This is a genomic window from Roseateles noduli (assembly GCF_050626985.1).
In the GTDB taxonomy this organism is placed as follows: Bacteria; Pseudomonadota; Gammaproteobacteria; order Burkholderiales; family Burkholderiaceae_C; genus Roseateles; species Roseateles noduli_A.
Genome location: NZ_CP192463.1, coordinates 1,335,150 through 1,351,589 on the forward strand (window position 1 = coordinate 1,335,150; position 16,440 = coordinate 1,351,589).

The following is a 16,440-nucleotide window of genomic DNA, read 5'->3' on the forward strand; positions in this document are numbered from 1 at the left end:
AGTGGTCACTACCCAGATAAGCAGGTGGCATGCCTGACTGCGGCATCAGGCGAACCATCCGCGCACGGGCGGGGGCCAGGTCTCGCGTCTAGACTCGTTGTCATGAAGAACCTTCTGGTCACGGGCTTCGACCCGTTCGGCGGCGAGGACGTCAACCCGTCCTGGGAACTGGCGCGATCGCTCAACGGCGAGGTCATCGCCGGCGCCCGTGTCGTGGCCGTGCAGCTGCCCTGCGTGTTCGGAGAGGCCCTGCACCGGCTGGACGAGGCCCTGCAGCGCGTGCGGCCCGCGATGGTGCTGGCGATCGGCCAGGCGGGCGGGCGCTGCGACCTGTCGCTGGAGCGGGTCGCGATCAACGTGGACGACGCGCGGATCCCGGACAACGCCGGCGCGCAACCGGTCGACGAACTCGTCGTGGCCGACGGCCCGGCGGCGTATTTCTCGACGCTGCCGATCAAGGCGATCGTCGCCGGACTGCGGGCGGCGGGGTTCCCGGCGTCCGTGTCGCAGACGGCGGGCACCTTCGTCTGCAATCACCTGTTCTACGGTCTGCAGCACCGGCTGGACGGGCAGGGCGTGCGCAGCGGGTTCATGCACATCCCCTACCTGCCGGAGCAGGCCGCGCGTCATCCCGGCGCGCCCAGCCTGCCGTTGCCGACGCTGGTCGCGGCGACCCGGCTGGCGATGGAACTGGCCGTCACCGCCGAGGAGATCCGGGCCGGGGGCGGGCAGCTCGACTGAGCGCCAGGGCGCGGCGCAGCGATCGGCTGGGGGTTCTCGGTGCGGCGTTCACGCGCTTGACCGATGTCAATGAACGCCCTCCAGGCGCAGAGCGAGGGGACACGATGGCCCAACTGAGGGGGCAGGCGGGGCGGGGCGGTCGATCCGGTCGATCCGGTTGATCCGGTCGAGGGCCGCGCCAGTCGTCTGTCACCTTCGCGGGCACCGACCCGCTCATCGGAGTCCTCCATGTCCATTCGCCAGATCGTCCTCGCTGCGCTGACGGCCGCGCTGTCCGCGGGTCCTCCGGGGGGCGCCCGCGCCGCCGACGGCCGGGCCAGGGACCAGTGCCTGGATCTGGCCCAGGCGGGCCAGCACGTGTGCGCGGGCCCCTCGGCCGACGAGCACACGCCCGGCGAGTGGGCGTACGTCGCCAAGGGCGCCCGGTGAAGCGCGGCTCCACCCTGTGGCCGGTCGCGGTCGGCATCGGCTGGCGCCAGCCCCATTACCGGGAGGTGATGGCGCACAGCGCGCTCGATCTCGATTTCCTGGAGGTGCACACCGAGAACTTCCTCGCGCCCGGCGGTGCCGGACGTCAGCTCCTGCTGGACGCCGCGCGCCGGTGCCCGGTCAGCCTGCATGGGGTGGGACTGGGCCTGGGTTCGGCGGTCGGCGTCGACTACCGGCACCTCCAACGCGTGCGCGCGCTGATCGAGGCGGTCAAGCCCGCGGTGGTGTCGGAACACGCCGGCTTCACCCGCGTGCGGCATCGCCACGGGATCGTGCATGCGCACCAGCCGCTGCCGGTGCCCCTCAGCCCGCGCGGCCTGGCGCGGCTGGTGTCGCAGGTGGACGCGGTGCAGCAGGGGCTGGGTCGCCAGATCCTGATCGAGAACCTCGGCGCCCATGTGGGCTGGGACGAGGACGTGATCAGCGAACCCGACTTCCTCAACGCGCTGGCCGAGCGCACCGGATGCGGGCTGCTGCTCGACCTGAACAGCGTGTTCGTCCATGCGCTCAATCGCGGCCTGGACGACGAGGCCGCGCTGCGGGCGGGCCTGGGCTGGCTCGACGGCGTGGAGCCGGCCGCCGTCGGCCAGTACCACGTCTCGGGCCATTCGCGGGTGGACGGCCTGGTCTTCGCCGACCACGGCAGCGCGGTCGGGGAGGCGGTGTGGTCGCTGTACAGCCATGCGCTGACGCACATCGGCGCCCGGCCGACCCTGATCGAATGGGACAACGCGCTGCCGCCGCTCACGGCCCTGTGCGGGGAAGTGGCCCGGGCCCGCCGGGAGCAGGCCGCGCTGGACCGGGAACTGATCGCGCCGCCGCCGCCGCGGCCGTCCTCGCGTCACGAGCGCGTACGGCCGACGTCGCCGCCGACGTCGCGGCCGACGTCGCGCATTGCTGCGGAGCGTGACACGGCGCCGATGCCATCGACGGCGGTGTCCCAGCCGCCCGCTCGGGACCGACGGTGCCTGCCGGATGCGGAGTTGCCGAACTTGCCGGACGTGTCGAACCAGCCGCACCTGCCGGACCTCGCGGACCAGCAGGCCGGCCTGGTGACCGCGCTTCTGGCCGGGCCGGGCACCGACATCGCCGATCTGGCGCCTGCCGGGCTGCGTGCCCTGGCGGGCATCACCGGCGGGTTGCCCAGGGCGCTGCGGGCGTACCAGGCGCATCTCAGCGCCCAGGCGGAGCGCGCGCTGGCGGCGGTCTATCCGCGCCTGCGCGAGCGCGTGGAGGCCGATGAGCCCGGGAGCTTCGCCTCGCTGGCCTGGGCCTGCTGGCGCCGTCACCCGCCCGCCGACGGCGATCTGGGCGAGTGGGGCGAGGTGCTCGTCGGCCTGCTGGCCGGTGCCGAGGCCGAAGGCCTGCCGCCGCTGTGGACGGCGCAGGCCCGGATCGAATGGGAGCTGCACCGCGTGGCGCGCATCGCGGATCCGCAGGCGGACCTGGACTCGCTCGCGCTGCTGGGACGCCTGCCGGCCGGCGCGGTGCGGCTGGTGCTCGCGGACCATGTCGCGCTGCATGGCTGCGACGCGCCCGGCCCGCGGGCCCTGCTCGAGCTCGCCAGCGAGTCCTTCGGCAGCGGACCGCGCCACGCGCTGATGGTGTGGCGGGACGGCTGGGGCGCTCAGTCGATCGCGCTGGACGGCGTGACCACGCGCTGGTTCGAATCGCTGCGTGCCGGTCTGGATCTGGAGCGCGCCCTGCACGAGGTGGGCGCGGCCTTCGACTTCAGCGCCTGGCTCTCGACGGCGGTCACGCGCGGCTGGCTGGCCCGCGTCGAGACCGTCGAGATGGCCGTCACTCCCTGGGGCGGAAGGTGATGATCATCACCCGCGGCACGGTGCCGTCGGTGTCGGTGGGCAGCTTCTCCGTCTTGTCGAGCGCGCGCAGCACGGCGCTGTCGAAGTCCGGCAGCCCGCTCGACTGGACGATCTTGCGCGCGACGATCGTGCCGTCCGGACCGGCACGCACTTCGACCTCCGCCTCGGGGTTGGAAGCGCCGCCCGGATCGTTGTAGATGATGTTCGGACGCACGCGGGCCTTGATGCGGCCCGCGTAGTTCGCCGACGGGCCCGAACTTCTCGCCGCCGTGCCGGTCGAGGTCGGTGCCCCCGTCCCGCCGGCCATGCCCTGGATGCGGCGCAGGTTCTCCTGGCGCTGCGCCTCGGCCTTCGCCTCGGCGTCCTTGCGGGCCTTCTCGGCCTTGGCCTTGTCGGCGGCCTTGGTCTCGTCCTTCTTGGCCTCGTCCTTCTTCGCCTGTTCTTCCTTGGCCTTGCGGTCGCGTTCCTTCTGGTCCGCTTCGTCCTTCTTGCGCTGTTCCTGCTTGCGCTTGTCCTCGGCCTCGCGCTGCTCCTGCTCTTCCTTGAGCTTGCGTTCCTTGGCCTTGGCGATCGCGATGTCCGCGTCGCGCTGGGCCTGGACCTCCTGCGGGGTCGGTTGTTGCGGTTTCGGAGGCTCGGGCTGGGGTTTCGGCGGTTCGGGCTGCTGCTCGGTCGGCAGCTGCTCCTTGGGCGCGGCGGCCTGCGGGACGGCGGACCACAGCTCCGCGTCCATCGCCGGCACCGGCGCCGAACGCCAGCTCACGCCGAAGCTCAGGGCCGCCACCAGCAGGATGTGCGCGACGATCGCGAAGCTGAAGCCGCGGCCCAGTCCGGGCGCGGGCGGCGGACGCAGGGGATCGCGGTCCGGGTGGAATCGGGAGACCAGGGTGCTCATCGCGTGCGATCGTTTCCCGGTCTCAGCGGTCGGCCGCGGCGCCGTTCTTCACGGACAGACCCACGCGCTGGATGCCCGCGCGCTGCAGCACGTCCATGGTCTTGACGACGGCCTCGTACTTGACGTTGCGGTCGGCGGAGATCACGACCGGCGTGGCCGCGTCGCCCTTCTGCGCGTCCTTGACGCGCGCGGCCAGCGCCTTGAGCGGCACCGGCGACGGATCCTGGTCGCCGTCGAGCTTGATCTTGAGCTGCTCGTCGGTACCGACGATCACCTGGATCACGTGCTGCGGCTGCGTGCGGCTGGAGCCGACGCTGGGCAGGTCGACGACGCCGGTGGTGATGAGGGGCGCGCTGACCATGAAGATGATCAGCAGCACCAGCATGACGTCGATGAACGGGACCATGTTGATCTCGTTCATCGTGCGGCGGCGCGAACCGCCGCGGGAGGACATCGCGGGCATGGGCCGGGTCTCCGGATCAGCGCTGCGCGGCCGGCGCGGGCTGGCCGGCGTTGCGTTGCAGGATGTTGGAGAACTCCTCGATGAAGGTCTCCAGCGTGATCGCGTTGCGGTCGATCTGGCGCGCGAAGCGGTTGTAGGCCAGCACCGCCGGGATCGCGGCGAACAGGCCGATCGCCGTCGCCACCAGGGCCTCGGCGATGCCGGGCGCGACGGTGGCCAGCGTCACCTGCGTCAGGTTGGACAGGCCGACGAAGGCGTGCATGATCCCCCAGATGGTCCCGAACAGGCCCACGTACGGCGACACCGAGCCCACCGAGGCCAGGAAGGACAGGTGCGATTCCATCGCGTCGAGTTCGCGCTGGAAGCTGGCGCGCATCGCGCGGCGGGCGCCGTCCAGCAGCTGGCCGGAGTCGACCACGCGTTTCTCGCGCAGCTTCAGGAACTCGCGCATGCCGGAGGCGAAGATGCGTTCCAGCGGTGCGCCGTCCTGGCGGTTGGAGACGTTGTTGTAGAGGTCGTTGAGGTTCTTGCCCGACCAGAACTCCTGCTCGAAGCCTTCGTTGCGCGAGCGGATGCGGCCCAGCGAGATGAGCTTGCTGAAGATCACGCTCCAGCTGGCCAGCGAGACCAGCAGCAGCGCGGCGATCACCAGCTGCACCGTGAGGCTGGCATGGGCGATCAGGGAAACGATGGAGAGGTCTTGGTTCATGAGGTCGACGGGCGGTGGTCGGGGATCAGGGACGGATCGGCGGCGGATCGAGGACGGGATCGAGGACGAATTGTGACAAGACTGGCGGGGTCCTCGGCAAACGGCGGACCAGCCACATGCAAAGAAGCGTGTCAGCGGCGTGAGCGGCGTCAGCGATGGGCGGGCGAGACCGACCCCGCGGCGCCCGGCGTCGGCTGCAGCGCTTGCAGGATGCGTGCCGGGATGCGCGCCGGTTTCAGGCTGATCGCATCGACGCAACCGATGCGGATGCGCCCCTGCGTCAGCAGCTGCTCGCCGCGCCAGACCTGCTGGTCGATGACCAGGCTGGCGCGGCCGACCTCGGCCGGCACGACGCTGACGCGCAGCCAGTCGTCCAGCCGCGCCGGCGCGAGGTAGCGCAGCGCGGTGTCGCTGACGACGAACATCAGGCCCTCGTCGTGGCGCATCGTCTCCTGCTCGAAGCCCAGGCCGCGCAGCCATTCGGTGCGGGCGCGTTCCATGAACTTCAGGTAGTTGGCGTAGAAGACGACGCCGCCGGCGTCCGTGTCTTCCCAGTAGACGCGCAGTTCGTGCTGGTGGACGGGCAGGGCGGGCGACGGGCCGGCGACGGTCAGCGGACCGCCGAGCAGCGCCGGGACGGTGGCGGCGCCCGGGTCGGCGCCGGCGCCGGATTGGCCGTCGGAGGAGAAGTCGGAGGAAGGGTCGGGCGCGGTCATGCGGCGCGGGCTTTCAGTTGGTCGAGGCGGGCGCGGACGCGGTCGAGCGCCTCGCGGAGGTCGTCCATGCTGCTGGCGAAGGACAGGCGCAGGAAGCGTTCGCCGAAGGCCGGTCCGAAGTCGCGGCCGGGCGTCAGCGCGACCTGGGCGTGTTCCATCAGGTCCATGCACAGGTCCCAGCTGCCGAGGCCGGTGCCCGAGGCATCGGCCCAGGCGTAGAACGCGCCGTCGGGCACGACCGGCACGGGCAGGCCCATCGCCTCGAGCGCGGGCACGACGACGTCGCGACGGCGGCGCAGTTCTTCGCGGCGGCGTTCGTACTCGGTGATCGAGTCGGGTTCGAAGCAGGCCAGCGCGGCGTGCTGGGCGATCGTCGACGGACAGATGTAGAGGTTCTGCGCGAGCTTCTCGACCGCGCCGACCATCGCCGTCGGCAGCACCAGCCAGCCGAGCCGCCAGCCGGTCATGCCGAAGTACTTGGAGAAGCTGTTGATCGACACCACGTCGTCGCCGAGCGTCAGCGCGCTGCGCGCATAACGGTCGTCGTAGCCGAGCGGCTGGTAGATCTCGTCGACGATGGTGACGCCGCCGCGCTCGCGCACGAAGGCGTGGATGCGGGCGAGCTCGTCCGGCGCGATCGAGGTGCCCGTCGGGTTGCTCGGCGAGGCGAGCAGCACGCCGCGGCTGCGGTCGTTCCAGTGCGCGCGCAGCCGCTCGAGGCTGAGCTGGAAGCGTTCCCCGGCGGTCGACGGGATCAGCACCGGCGTCGCGTCGACGGCGGCGACGAAGTGCCGGTTGCATGGATAGCTGGGGTCCGGCATCAGGACCTCGTCGCCAGCCTGGAACAGCGCGAGGCAGGCGAGCTGCAACGCGGCGGACGCGCCCGCGGTGATGACGATGCGATCGGGGTCGAGGGTCAGCTGTTGCGTCTGGCCGTACCAGTCGGCGATGCGCTGACGCAGCGCGCGCAGGCCGTTGGCCTGCGTGTAGGGGATGCGGCCCTCGGCGGTGAAGCGCGCGGCGGCCTCGCGGACGCCGGGGCTGGCGCCGAAGTCAGGCTCGCCGATGTTCAGGTAGATCATGCGCCGGCCGCCCCGGGCCGGATCGCAGATCGCCGAGCGGGCGATCTCGTCGGCCCGCTTGGCGCACTCCATGACATAGAACGGGTCGATGTTCCCGACACGATTCGAAAGTCTCATGCGCGCCATCATAGGGTGAGACGCGGCGAGGTCCGCGTCGGGATCGCAGACGCGCGATCGATGGGGGATTGATGCGGTCTTGGCGCGATCCTGAGACGACGCGGAGGCCGCCGTGATGGCCTGTTGAAGCGGCCTTGACGCCAGCTTGAAGTGCCTGACAAGCGGATACCGATGAGGCGGAAAACATGTCAACGACGGGCCTCGGGGCCCCGTTGGCAAGGGCATCGCAGTCAACCGCCTTCATGCCCATGCACCACTCGTTCCGTCTTGCCACGCCTGCCGCGGCTGTCCTCGCGGTGCTCCTCGCCGGTTGCGTCGCGCCCACGCACACGACCGTCCATGCCGATGCGTCCTACCGCGCGCCGTCCACCTGGGCGCCCCTGCCGCCACCGCCGCCGCCCGCACCGGTCGTGAGCGTCTATGTGGAGCCTCCGCTGGTGCAGCCCGAGCCCGTCTTCGTCGACGTCGCGCCGCCACCGATGCTGGTCGAGGTCCCGCCGCCGCAGCCCTATCCGGGCGCCGTGTGGACCGGCGGCTACTGGGGCTGGCAAGGCCGCTGGGTCTGGTGCACGGGGCGGTGGTCTTCGCCGCCGCGGCCGGACTATGTCTGGGTGCATCCCTATTACGAGCATCGCGACGGCGCGGTCGTGTTCGTCTCCGGCTACTGGGCGGCGCATGGCGTGGGCTTCGTCCCGCCGCCGCCGGGACTGCACCTCTCGGTCCAGATCGCGATCGGCGGGGGTGCCCGGCCGATGGGGCCGATGGGCGTCTTCGTGCCGCCGCCGCCGGGATCGCGTCCGGGCCTGATCGTTCCGGCGCCGCTCGGCACGCCGCCCGCGGTCGTGGTCAGCGCGCCGCCGATCACCAACGTCGGCATGCGCATCCAGCACAACACGCAGATCAACCACACGGTCATCAACAACACGGTGGTCAACAACACGACGAATGTGAACAACGTTCGCAACGAGACGAACATCACCAACGTGACCATCGTGGCGCCGGCCAGCTCGACGGCGAGCGGCAAGCCCTTCCAGGGCGAGGTGCCCGCCGCCGCGCATCTGGCGGCGGCACTGCCGGCGGTCGTGCACGCGCCGGCGCCGGTGCCGCAGCAGCAGCCTCAGCAAGCGCAGCATCAACAACCGCAGCCGCAGCCGCAGCCGCAACCGGGAGCGCAACCGGGAGCGCAAGCGCAGCAGCAACAGCAGTTGCATCAGCAGCAACTGAATCAGCAGCAGCAGCCGGTGAACCATGCGGCGCCGACGCCGTCATTCAACAATCCTCCTCCATCGCCGCAGCCGTCGCGCGCGATGCCGGAGCCGGTCAATGCGCCCCCTGAGCGTGACCGGGCGCTTGAGCAGGCGCGTCCGCGCGACGGCGTGCGGGAGCAGGAGGTCCAGCGCGAGCGCGAAGACGCTCGTGCCCATGACGCAGCGCGCGAACGCGAAGCCGCGCGGCAGCGCGCATTGGAGACGGAGGCCGCGCGACAGCGCGCACCGGGGGCTGAGGCCGCGCGTCCCGCGGCGAGCACGCCACCCCCACGCCAGGCCCCGCATGCCGATGATCGTCGTGAGGACGCCCGGGCGCGCGATCACGACCGGGCGCGCGCGAAGGACAAGGAGAAGGACAAGCAGCGGGAGATCGAGAAGCAGCGCGAGATCGAGAAGGAGAAGGAACGCGAGCGCTGAGCGCTGAGCGTCCAGTCTTTCAGCTCCACGGGTTCCGGGGGAGGCGCGCCGTCGCCGACGACAATGGCGGCGTGCCCTTGACGGACCCGTCGAATGAACGGCTCGATCCTGCTCATCCTGCTGTTGACCGTGTGTGTCGCCGCCTTGGTGTGGCGGCTGCATCATGAGCGCTCGGTGCACGCCCGCGCCCGCACCCGTGACGAGCGCGTGGTGCGCGTGCTCACCAGCGTCCTGCGCGCCAACCGCATGGTGCAGCGCATCGACGACGAGCGCGAGCTCCTGCGGGAGGCCTGCCAGATCTGCGTCGACGCGGGCTACGCCATCCTGGCCGCTGTCTATCAGAGGGACGGCGACCTGGCCCGCCGGGCCGCGTCTGCCGGGCCGGCGGCGCAGGTGCTGGCGAACGTGCCGGACCCGCTGGACCTGCGGGACGCGGAGATCCAGCGCAGCTACACCGCCCGGGTGCTCCGTGACGGCGTGAGTGCCGTCAGCAACAACTACGTCCTCGATGCGCAGGCGGGGCGATGGCGGGCGGAGGCGGTCGCCCAGGGCATCCGGGCCATCGCGTGGATCCCCGTGCGTCGCGCGGGGGAGGTCGAGTGCGTCCTGATGCTGTGCGCCCGGGAGGCGGACTTCTTCGACGCCGAACTGATGACCATGCTGGAGGAGCTGGGCGCGGATCTTTCCTTCGCGATGGACATCGTCGACGCTCGACGCGCCCGGGAACTGAACTTCCGCGAAATCGAGGCCGGCCGGGAACGGTTCCGGCGCCTGTTCCAGGCCGCCCCGATCCCGATGGCCATCGTGGCGTTGAAGGACCGGCGCATCGTCGAGGCCAACCAGGCGCTGTGCCAGCGGTATGGGAAGTCCGAGGCGGAGATCCTCGGGACCTCGACGGCGTCACACGCCTATGGCGTCCTGCCGGAGGACAGGGATCTGTTCTACCGCGTCCTGGCGACGAACGGGCGGGTCCGCGACCTGCGGCTGCGATTGCAGGGCGCGAACGGCGAAGTGACCCCGGTCATCCTTTGCGCCGAACCCATCGAGCACCTGGGCGAGAGCTGCTGTCTGATCACGAGCCTCGAGTTGCAGCCGATGAACCCCGATAACCATTGAATGTTGAACGTTGAACGTTGACCGTTGTCCAGTGCGGAGCGGAGCGGTGCCGTGCCGTGCCGTGCCGTGCCGTGCCGTGCCGTGCCGTGCCGTGCCGGTGATCGGTGGTCGGTGATCGGCGGTTGATCCGCAGAAGATCGACAGAGGATTGGCCGATGACGGGCGGATGACGGGCGAGGCTTGCGGCAGAATGCCGCGTCCGCTCCACCGCTCATCTTCCGCGCCGTCTCCCTCCCGATGCCGTCGTCCCGCCGATTCGGTTCCCCCTGGCTGCTCCTGCTCGTGCTGGTGTGCAGTCTGCTGGGCCGTCCGATGCATGACGCGTGGCACATCGCGCATCCGTTCGGCGAGTCCGAGCGGGGGGCGGCCCTCGTGGCCGCCGTTGTGGCCGACGTCGATGCCGACGTCGATGCCGATGCCGACGTCGTCGCGATCGGTGCCTCGCAGGGGCAAGGCGACCTGCAGGACGACGTCGACGACATCGACATCGACAACGTGGACGACGATGGCGGCCTGAAGTCCGACGCCTGCGCCTGGTGCCTGTTCCACGCGCAAGCCGCGGCGCCCGGCCGGGCGCCGGATGCGCTGCTGACCCACGCCGAAGCCAGCGCGCCCCCCGTGGCGCTGCCGCGCGGGCCGCTGCCCGCGCTCGACTGGACCGTCGCGAAGCCTCGCGGACCGCCGTCCGCCTGAACCGCCCCTGCGCCTGGCGCGCAGTCACCCCTCCGGTTCACTTCGCCGGGGAGCCGTCGACACGTCGTCGCGCGCTCCCCGGGGTCACTCCTTGCCTGTCATGTCCATCCTCTCCGTTTCGCGTGCCGGTGTCGCACGCTCGTTCGTCGCATGCCTCGTCGTTCCTTCGCTCTGCGCAGCAGCATCGGAGGGCGGCGCCGACGCCACCCTCGATGCCGTTGCCGTGAACGGCACCCGTCAACCCTATCGAACCCTGGTCGTCACCGGCGCGATGAAGACCGACACCCCCGTGCGCGACCTCGCGCAGAGCGTGCGCGTGCTGTCCGAGACCCTGCTGGCCGATGCCGGCGTCACGCGGCTGGACCAGGCGCTCGACCTCGCGAGCGGCATCTCCCGGCAGAGCAACCTCGGCGGGCTGTGGGACAGCTATGCGATGCGCGGCTTCACCGGCGATCCGAACTTCGGCTCCGACTACCTGGTCAACGGCTTCAGTTCGAGCCGCGGCTACAACGGCGTGCGCGACACGGCGAACGCCGCCTCGGTCGAGGTCCTGAAAGGCCCGGCCTCCGCGCTCTACGGTCGCGGCGAGCCCGGCGGCACGGTCAACATCACGACCCGGAAGCCGCTGTTCGTGCCGGAACACGCGCTCGGCTTCTCCGTCGGCAGCCACGGCAGCCATCGAGCGACCGCTGAATCGACGGGCCCGCTGGGCGAGCGGCTCGCGTACCGCCTGACTGCCGCGCAGGAGCGCGTCGGCAGCGATCGCGATCACGTCGAGTCACGCCGCGCGATGGTCTCGCCGTCCTTCCTCTGGATGCCGGACGCCGACACGACCGTCTCCTACGAGCTCGAGTTCTCGAAGCAGAAGGCCACCTTCGACCGCGGCGTCGTCGCCATCGACGGCCAGCTCGGGCGCGTGCCGCGCCACGCGTTCTACGGCGAGCCCGGCGACGGCCCGACGGCCACGCGCAGCGTCGGCCATCAGCTCTTCGTCCAGCATCAGCTGAATGACGACTGGTCGCTGCAGACCGGCCTGAGCTACCGCGACAGCGCGCTGGCGGGCACGGCCACCGAGGCGCGCTTCGTGCAGGCGGACAAGCGCACGCTGGTCCGCCAGCGTCGCACGCGGGCGTTCGACGGCACCGACCTGTCGGGCCGCTTCGAGCTGCTCGGCACCGTGCGCGCGGGCGGCCTCGCGCACCACCTGCTGTTCGGCGTCGACGCCTACCGCTTCGTCGACCGCCGGGAGCAGTACCGCGTCGCCACCTCGACCCCGATCGACCTGTTCGAGCCGGTCTACGGCGCGGCGCCGCCCGCGATGGCGCTCAACACCTGGACCCGCGAGACGCAGAAGTCCCGCTCCGTCTATGCGCAGGACCAGATGGACCTCGGCGAACGCTGGAAGCTGCTGGTCGGTCTGCGCCACGACCGCTACGACCAGTCGCTGCTCAATCGCCGCAACGGCGTCACGACGGACCAGTCGCTCGGCGCGACGTCGCCGCGCGCGGGCCTGGTCTATCAGCCGAGCGGCACGCTCGCGCTGTACGCGACGGCCTCGCGCAGCTTCCGGCCCAACAGCGGCGTGAGCCGCGCCTACACGTCGTTCCCGGCGGAGCAGGGCCGTTCCGTCGAGACCGGCGCCAAGTACGACGCCGCCGACGGCCGGCTGTCCGCCACGCTGGCCGTCTACCGCATCGCGAAGAACAACGTCCTGACGCCGGACCCGACCGATCCCAACAACTTCTCCGTCGCTGCCGGCGAGGTGCGCAGCGAGGGCGTGGAACTCGACGTCGGCGGCGAAATGGCCCGGGACCTGCGCCTGTCCTTCGCCTATGCGTTCACGCATGCGCAGGTGACCCGCGACAACAACGCGTTTCTCGTCGGACGGCCACTCGCCAACGTGCCCCGGCACAGCGCGACGCTGCTGCTGGTCCAGGGGTTTGCGCTCGGCGCCGGGCGGGCGACGGCGGGCTTCGGCGTGAACCTCGTCGCCGCGCGTGAAGGCGCCGTCGCGCCGCTCACCGCCGCCGACGACTTCAAGCTGCCCGGTTACGGCACGCTCAAGCTGCTCGCCAGCTACCGGCCCGACAGGCACTGGACGTTCTCGCTCGATGTCGACAACCTGCTCGACCGCGTCTACTACGCCAGCGCCTACAGCCAGGTCTGGGTCGCGCCGGGCGCGGGGCGCAAGCTCGTCCTGTCCGCGCGCCACGTCTTCTGAACCCGCGAGTGCCCGTGACTGCCGCTGCCTTGTCCCGTCCGCCGTCCTCCCGCATCGCGTCGATCGACGCGCTGCGCGGATTCGTGATGATCGTGATGCTGCTCGATCACGTCCGCGAGACCTTCTACCTGCACCTGCAGGTCACGGATCCGATGACGGTGCCCGGCACGCCGCCGGAGCTCTTCTTCTCACGGCTCGCGGCGCATCTCTGCGCGCCGGTGTTCGTGTTCCTGACCGGGCTCTCGGCCTGGCTCCACGCCCACCCCGAGGGCGCGCCGCCGCGCGACGTCCGCGGCTTCCTGCTCAAGCGCGGCCTGCTGCTGATCGGGCTGGAGCTGACGCTGGTGAACTTCGCGTGGAGCGCGAGCTTCGGCGTGATCTACCTCCAGGTGATCTGGGCGATCGGCTTCAGCATGCTGGCGCTCGCGCTGCTGTCGGGGCTGCCGCGCTGGGCGCTCGTGGGCATCGGGCTCGTGATCGTCGGGGGACACAACGCGCTGACCGGCCTGTCGGTGCCGCCCGATGGGGCCTGGCGGGCGTTGTGGACGCTGATGCTGCATCGCGACTGGCTCATCCCGGAAGGGCTCGTGAGGGTGCGCGTGAGTTATCCGGCGCTGCCGTGGGTCGGGGTGATCCTGCTGGGCTTCGCGATGGGGCCGCTGTTCTCGCGCGCCACGCCGGTGCGGCAGCGGCGGCGCGTGCTGTGCGGCCTCGCGGCGGCCTGCCTGTTCGCGCTCGCGGTCCTGCGAGGTTTCAATCTCTACGGCGAGAACGCGCCCTGGGTCACCGGCGCCACGGCGCTGGACACGGTGATGTCCTTCCTGAACTTCACGAAGTACCCGCCGTCGCTGGACTTCCTGCTGTTGACGCTGGGGATCGGAGGGGGCCTGCTGGCCGCGTTCGAGCACGGGCGCCATGCCTTCATCCGCGTATGCGCGGTCTTCGGCGGCGCGCCGATGTTCTATTACCTGCTGCACCTCTACGTGCTGCTGATCGGCTATCGCGTGCTGCTCGCGGTCTTCGGCCCCAACCAGGGCACGCGGTTTGGCGTCGATGCCGGACAGTTCCCGCTGATCTGGCTCATCTGGCTGGGCCTGGTGCCGCTGCTCTATCCGCCGGTGAAGGCGTTCGCGGCCTACAAGCGCCGCACGCATCGGGCCTGGGTCAAGTACCTGTGACCGCACCGGGCCCCGTGCGGCCCCCCGTGCCGGGCCTCGTGCAGGCCCTATGTGGGGCCCGGCGCATCGACCCTCCGGGCTCAGCGGACGAAGCGGTTGCCTTCGCCGACGATGGACAGATCCGCGAAGTCCAGGCCCGAGTGATCGCTCGGGCTGTAGCTGATCTCCAGGCCGCCGATGTTGACCTTCTGCAGGCCTTCCAGCGTGTCGCGGAGCTTCTGGCGCGTCGGGTGCGGGCCGGCGCGGCGCAGGGCCTCCACCAGCACCTTGGCGCCGGCGAAGCCCTCGATCATGGCCGGCGTGATGTCGCCGTGGCCCTGGGCGGTGGCGAGCCCCTGCGCCTCGGTCACGATGGCGGCGGCGCGGGAGCGCTCATACGGGAAGACCTGCCCGACGATGATGCCGCGCGCATTCTTGCCGAGCGAGGCGACGAAGCCCGACGACGCGTTGTTGGACAGGGTCACGATCTGGACGCGCGAGCCGCTGTCGCGGATCGCGGCCACGCCGTCGACCACGGCCTGTCCCGAGCCCAGGAAGATGACGGCTTGCGCCGAGGTCGACTGCGTCTTGGCGACGGTCGCCTTGAAGTCGGGGTGGGCGCGGTCGAACTTCTCGACGAAGGCGGCCGACTTGCCGACGGCGGCGAAGCCCGTCATCACGCCGACCACCGCGTCCGCGCCGAACGAGTCGTCGACCTGGACCACGCCGATCTTGTCGATGCCGATCAGGCTCAGATGGCGCACCGCGCGTTCCGCTTCGCGCTGGTAGGTGGCGCGGACGTTGAAGAGCCACGGATGGACGGGCTTGTGCAGCGCCATGGCGCCGGTGGACGGGGCGATCAGGGGCACGCGGTGCTCGGTGAGCAGCGGCATGATGGCCTGGTTGTGCGGCGTGCCGCGTGTGAGGAACAGCGTCAGTACGTTGTTGTCGACGATCAGCGTGCGGGCGTTCTCCGCGGCCAGCTTCGGGTCGAACTTGTCGTCCAGCGAGATCAGCTTGATCCGCTCGCCGTTGACGCCGCCGGCCTTGTTCACGGCGTCGAGGTAGAGCTTGGCGCCGTCGGTCGTTTCCTTGACGCTGGCCGCGACCGGTCCGGTGAACCCGGAGGTCTGGCCGATGAGCACATCGGCGTGGCAGGTCGTCGCGAACAGGAGGGAGAGCATCAGCCCACAGAGATTTCTCACATGCATTCCTGGCAAGAAGTTGGGGCGCCATGATCGGGCGCGTGGCGGACGCGAGCGTCGTCGGCACGCCACGTCGGTGCACGCGGGCGACCGTCGGAGCGAAGCGCCGTCTTGAGGTGCGAAATGTACGGCGATGTGGGGACGACGCTGCGAGGGCTTCCCCGGTTCGGACACCGGCGGTTGCATGAATTACCTCGACGTCGGTAGCGCGCGGAGTGACCGGCGCGACCCTCGCCGTGCTCGCCGTGCTCGCCGTGCTCGCCGTGCTCGCCGTGCTCGCCGTGCTCGCCGTGCTCGCCGTGCTCGCCGTGCTCGCCAGGATCGAGGCGATCAAGGTGTTCGAGGGGGCACCGCCGACCTGCAGAGCTCGAACACCAGGCCGCGCAGCCATTGGTGTCCTGGATCCTTCTCGAGCCGCGGGTGCCACATCTGGGAGACGGTGATCGGCTCGGTCGGCACCGGCAAGGGCAGGGCGCGGAGTGCGCCCTGGACGAAGTCCGGCCGGAAGAAGGTCGACGGCACCAGGGCCACCAGGTCCGTCGCGGCCGCGATCGACAGCGCCGCGCGGAAGCTCGGCACGACGACGGCGACGCGGCGCGCCAGTCCGCGCGCGGCCAGCGCCTCGTCCACCGGGCCCGCGCGACGGCCCCGCCGTGAGGTGACCACGTGGGCGCAGGCCGCATAACTCGCGGCGTCGAGTTCACGCGCCTCCAGCAACACGTGACCCTCGCGCACCGCGGCGACGAAATGGTCGCGATAGAGCGCCTGGATGCGCACCTCGGGGCCGGATTCGCCGAGCACGCCGATGTCGAGATCGATCAGTCCCTCGCGCAGCGGGCGCACGTCCTTGTCGGGCTTGGGGGCGAAGCGCAGGCACACGCGCGGCGCTTCTTCCGCCGCGCGGGCGACCAGCGCCGGCGCGAAGGCCTCGATGAAGCCGTCGTTCGCGCGCAGCGTGAAGGTCCGTTGCAGCTGGCGCAGGTCCCAGCCAGCGCCCGCCGGCTGCAGCACGGCGCGCGCGCCCTGCGCCAGCTCGCGGACCTGGTCGCGCAGCGCCAGCGCGTGCGGTGTCGGCACCATGGTGCGGCCCGCGCGCACGAGCAGCGGATCTCCGGTGGCCGCGCGCAGTCGCGCCAGCGTGCGGCTCATCGCGGATTCGCTGAGCCGCAGGCGCTCGGCGGCCCGCGCCACGCTGCCTTCGGCGAGCAGCGCGTCGAGCGCGGTGAGCAGGTTGAGATCGATGTCGTCGGCCATCCGGCCACGCTAGCACGCGCGCGAGCAGTGCGGATGGCGTCGCATGCAGGGACTCCCTGCGCCCGGCGCGCTGG

15 protein-coding genes are annotated in these 16,440 nt (G+C 71.0%); 8 read left to right on the plus strand and 7 right to left on the minus strand.

The window, feature by feature from the left end; all coding sequences use genetic code 11:
• The first annotated feature begins 102 nt into the window (after positions 1-102).
• From pcp to ACQ4L4_RS05970, 3 genes are all read left to right on the plus strand, one after another.
• On the plus strand, positions 103-741 hold the full coding sequence (pcp, locus tag ACQ4L4_RS05960; protein ID WP_431103315.1) for a pyroglutamyl-peptidase I: 639 nt from the start codon (positions 103-105) through the stop codon (positions 739-741).
• Positions 742-969: 228 nt separating this feature from the next.
• A complete protein-coding gene (locus tag ACQ4L4_RS05965; protein ID WP_431103316.1) occupies positions 970-1,170 on the plus strand; it encodes a hypothetical protein in 201 nt (66 codons plus the stop codon).
• Positions 1,167-3,053, plus strand: coding sequence for a multinuclear nonheme iron-dependent oxidase (locus ACQ4L4_RS05970; protein WP_431103317.1), 1,887 nt, complete (start codon positions 1,167-1,169; stop codon positions 3,051-3,053). The genes ACQ4L4_RS05965 and ACQ4L4_RS05970 overlap by 4 nt, the downstream gene beginning before the upstream one ends.
• Here the strand turns inward: ACQ4L4_RS05970 and tolA are convergent.
• The 5 genes from tolA to ACQ4L4_RS05995 all read right to left on the minus strand — a co-directional run bounded on the left by tolA (position 3,031) and on the right by ACQ4L4_RS05995 (position 7,035).
• The gene (gene tolA, locus ACQ4L4_RS05975) at positions 3,031-3,948 is read right to left on the minus strand and encodes a cell envelope integrity protein TolA (RefSeq protein ID WP_431103318.1); all 918 of its coding nucleotides are present in this window, start codon (positions 3,946-3,948) and stop codon (positions 3,031-3,033) included. The genes ACQ4L4_RS05970 and tolA overlap by 23 nt on opposite strands.
• Before the next feature lie 22 nt (positions 3,949-3,970).
• A complete protein-coding gene (gene tolR, locus ACQ4L4_RS05980; RefSeq protein ID WP_377155336.1) occupies positions 3,971-4,411 on the minus strand; it encodes a protein TolR in 441 nt (146 codons plus the stop codon).
• 16 nt (positions 4,412-4,427) lie between these two features.
• Positions 4,428-5,120, minus strand: coding sequence for a protein TolQ (gene tolQ, locus ACQ4L4_RS05985; RefSeq protein WP_377155335.1), 693 nt, complete (start codon positions 5,118-5,120; stop codon positions 4,428-4,430).
• Positions 5,121-5,269: 149 nt separating this feature from the next.
• Positions 5,270-5,836 carry a tol-pal system-associated acyl-CoA thioesterase gene (gene ybgC, locus ACQ4L4_RS05990; RefSeq protein WP_431103319.1) on the minus strand — a complete coding sequence of 189 codons (567 nt, stop codon included), beginning with the start codon at positions 5,834-5,836 and terminating at the stop codon, positions 5,270-5,272.
• Positions 5,833-7,035, minus strand: a complete 1,203-nt coding sequence (locus ACQ4L4_RS05995) for a pyridoxal phosphate-dependent aminotransferase (RefSeq protein ID WP_431103320.1) — start codon at positions 7,033-7,035, stop codon at positions 5,833-5,835. The genes ybgC and ACQ4L4_RS05995 overlap by 4 nt, the downstream gene beginning before the upstream one ends.
• 242 nt (positions 7,036-7,277) lie before the next feature.
• Between ACQ4L4_RS05995 and ACQ4L4_RS06000 the strand changes: the two genes are divergently transcribed.
• From ACQ4L4_RS06000 to ACQ4L4_RS06020, 5 genes are all read left to right on the plus strand, one after another.
• Positions 7,278-8,720 carry a hypothetical protein gene (locus ACQ4L4_RS06000; protein ID WP_431103321.1) on the plus strand — a complete coding sequence of 481 codons (1,443 nt, stop codon included), beginning with the start codon at positions 7,278-7,280 and terminating at the stop codon, positions 8,718-8,720.
• A gap of 93 nt (positions 8,721-8,813) precedes the next feature.
• The gene (locus ACQ4L4_RS06005; protein WP_431103322.1) at positions 8,814-9,836 is read left to right on the plus strand and encodes a GAF domain-containing protein; all 1,023 of its coding nucleotides are present in this window, start codon (positions 8,814-8,816) and stop codon (positions 9,834-9,836) included.
• Positions 9,837-10,073: 237 nt separating this feature from the next.
• Complete coding sequence (locus ACQ4L4_RS06010) at positions 10,074-10,529, plus strand: DUF2946 family protein (protein ID WP_431103323.1); 456 nt, start codon at positions 10,074-10,076, stop codon at positions 10,527-10,529.
• A 223-nt stretch (positions 10,530-10,752) separates the two neighbouring features.
• Positions 10,753-12,750 carry a TonB-dependent siderophore receptor gene (locus ACQ4L4_RS06015; protein ID WP_431103324.1) on the plus strand — a complete coding sequence of 666 codons (1,998 nt, stop codon included), beginning with the start codon at positions 10,753-10,755 and terminating at the stop codon, positions 12,748-12,750.
• A gap of 14 nt (positions 12,751-12,764) precedes the next feature.
• Complete coding sequence (locus tag ACQ4L4_RS06020) at positions 12,765-13,928, plus strand: DUF1624 domain-containing protein (protein ID WP_431103325.1); 1,164 nt, start codon at positions 12,765-12,767, stop codon at positions 13,926-13,928.
• An 80-nt stretch (positions 13,929-14,008) separates the two neighbouring features.
• Here the strand turns inward: ACQ4L4_RS06020 and ACQ4L4_RS06025 are convergent, their stop codons facing one another.
• Together ACQ4L4_RS06025 and ACQ4L4_RS06030 are read right to left on the minus strand one after the other, a co-directional pair.
• Positions 14,009-15,091, minus strand: a complete 1,083-nt coding sequence (locus ACQ4L4_RS06025; protein ID WP_431103326.1) for an ABC transporter substrate-binding protein — start codon at positions 15,089-15,091, stop codon at positions 14,009-14,011.
• A gap of 351 nt (positions 15,092-15,442) precedes the next feature.
• Positions 15,443-16,366, minus strand: coding sequence for a LysR family transcriptional regulator (locus tag ACQ4L4_RS06030; protein WP_431103327.1), 924 nt, complete (start codon positions 16,364-16,366; stop codon positions 15,443-15,445).
• Positions 16,367-16,440 lie beyond the last annotated feature (74 nt).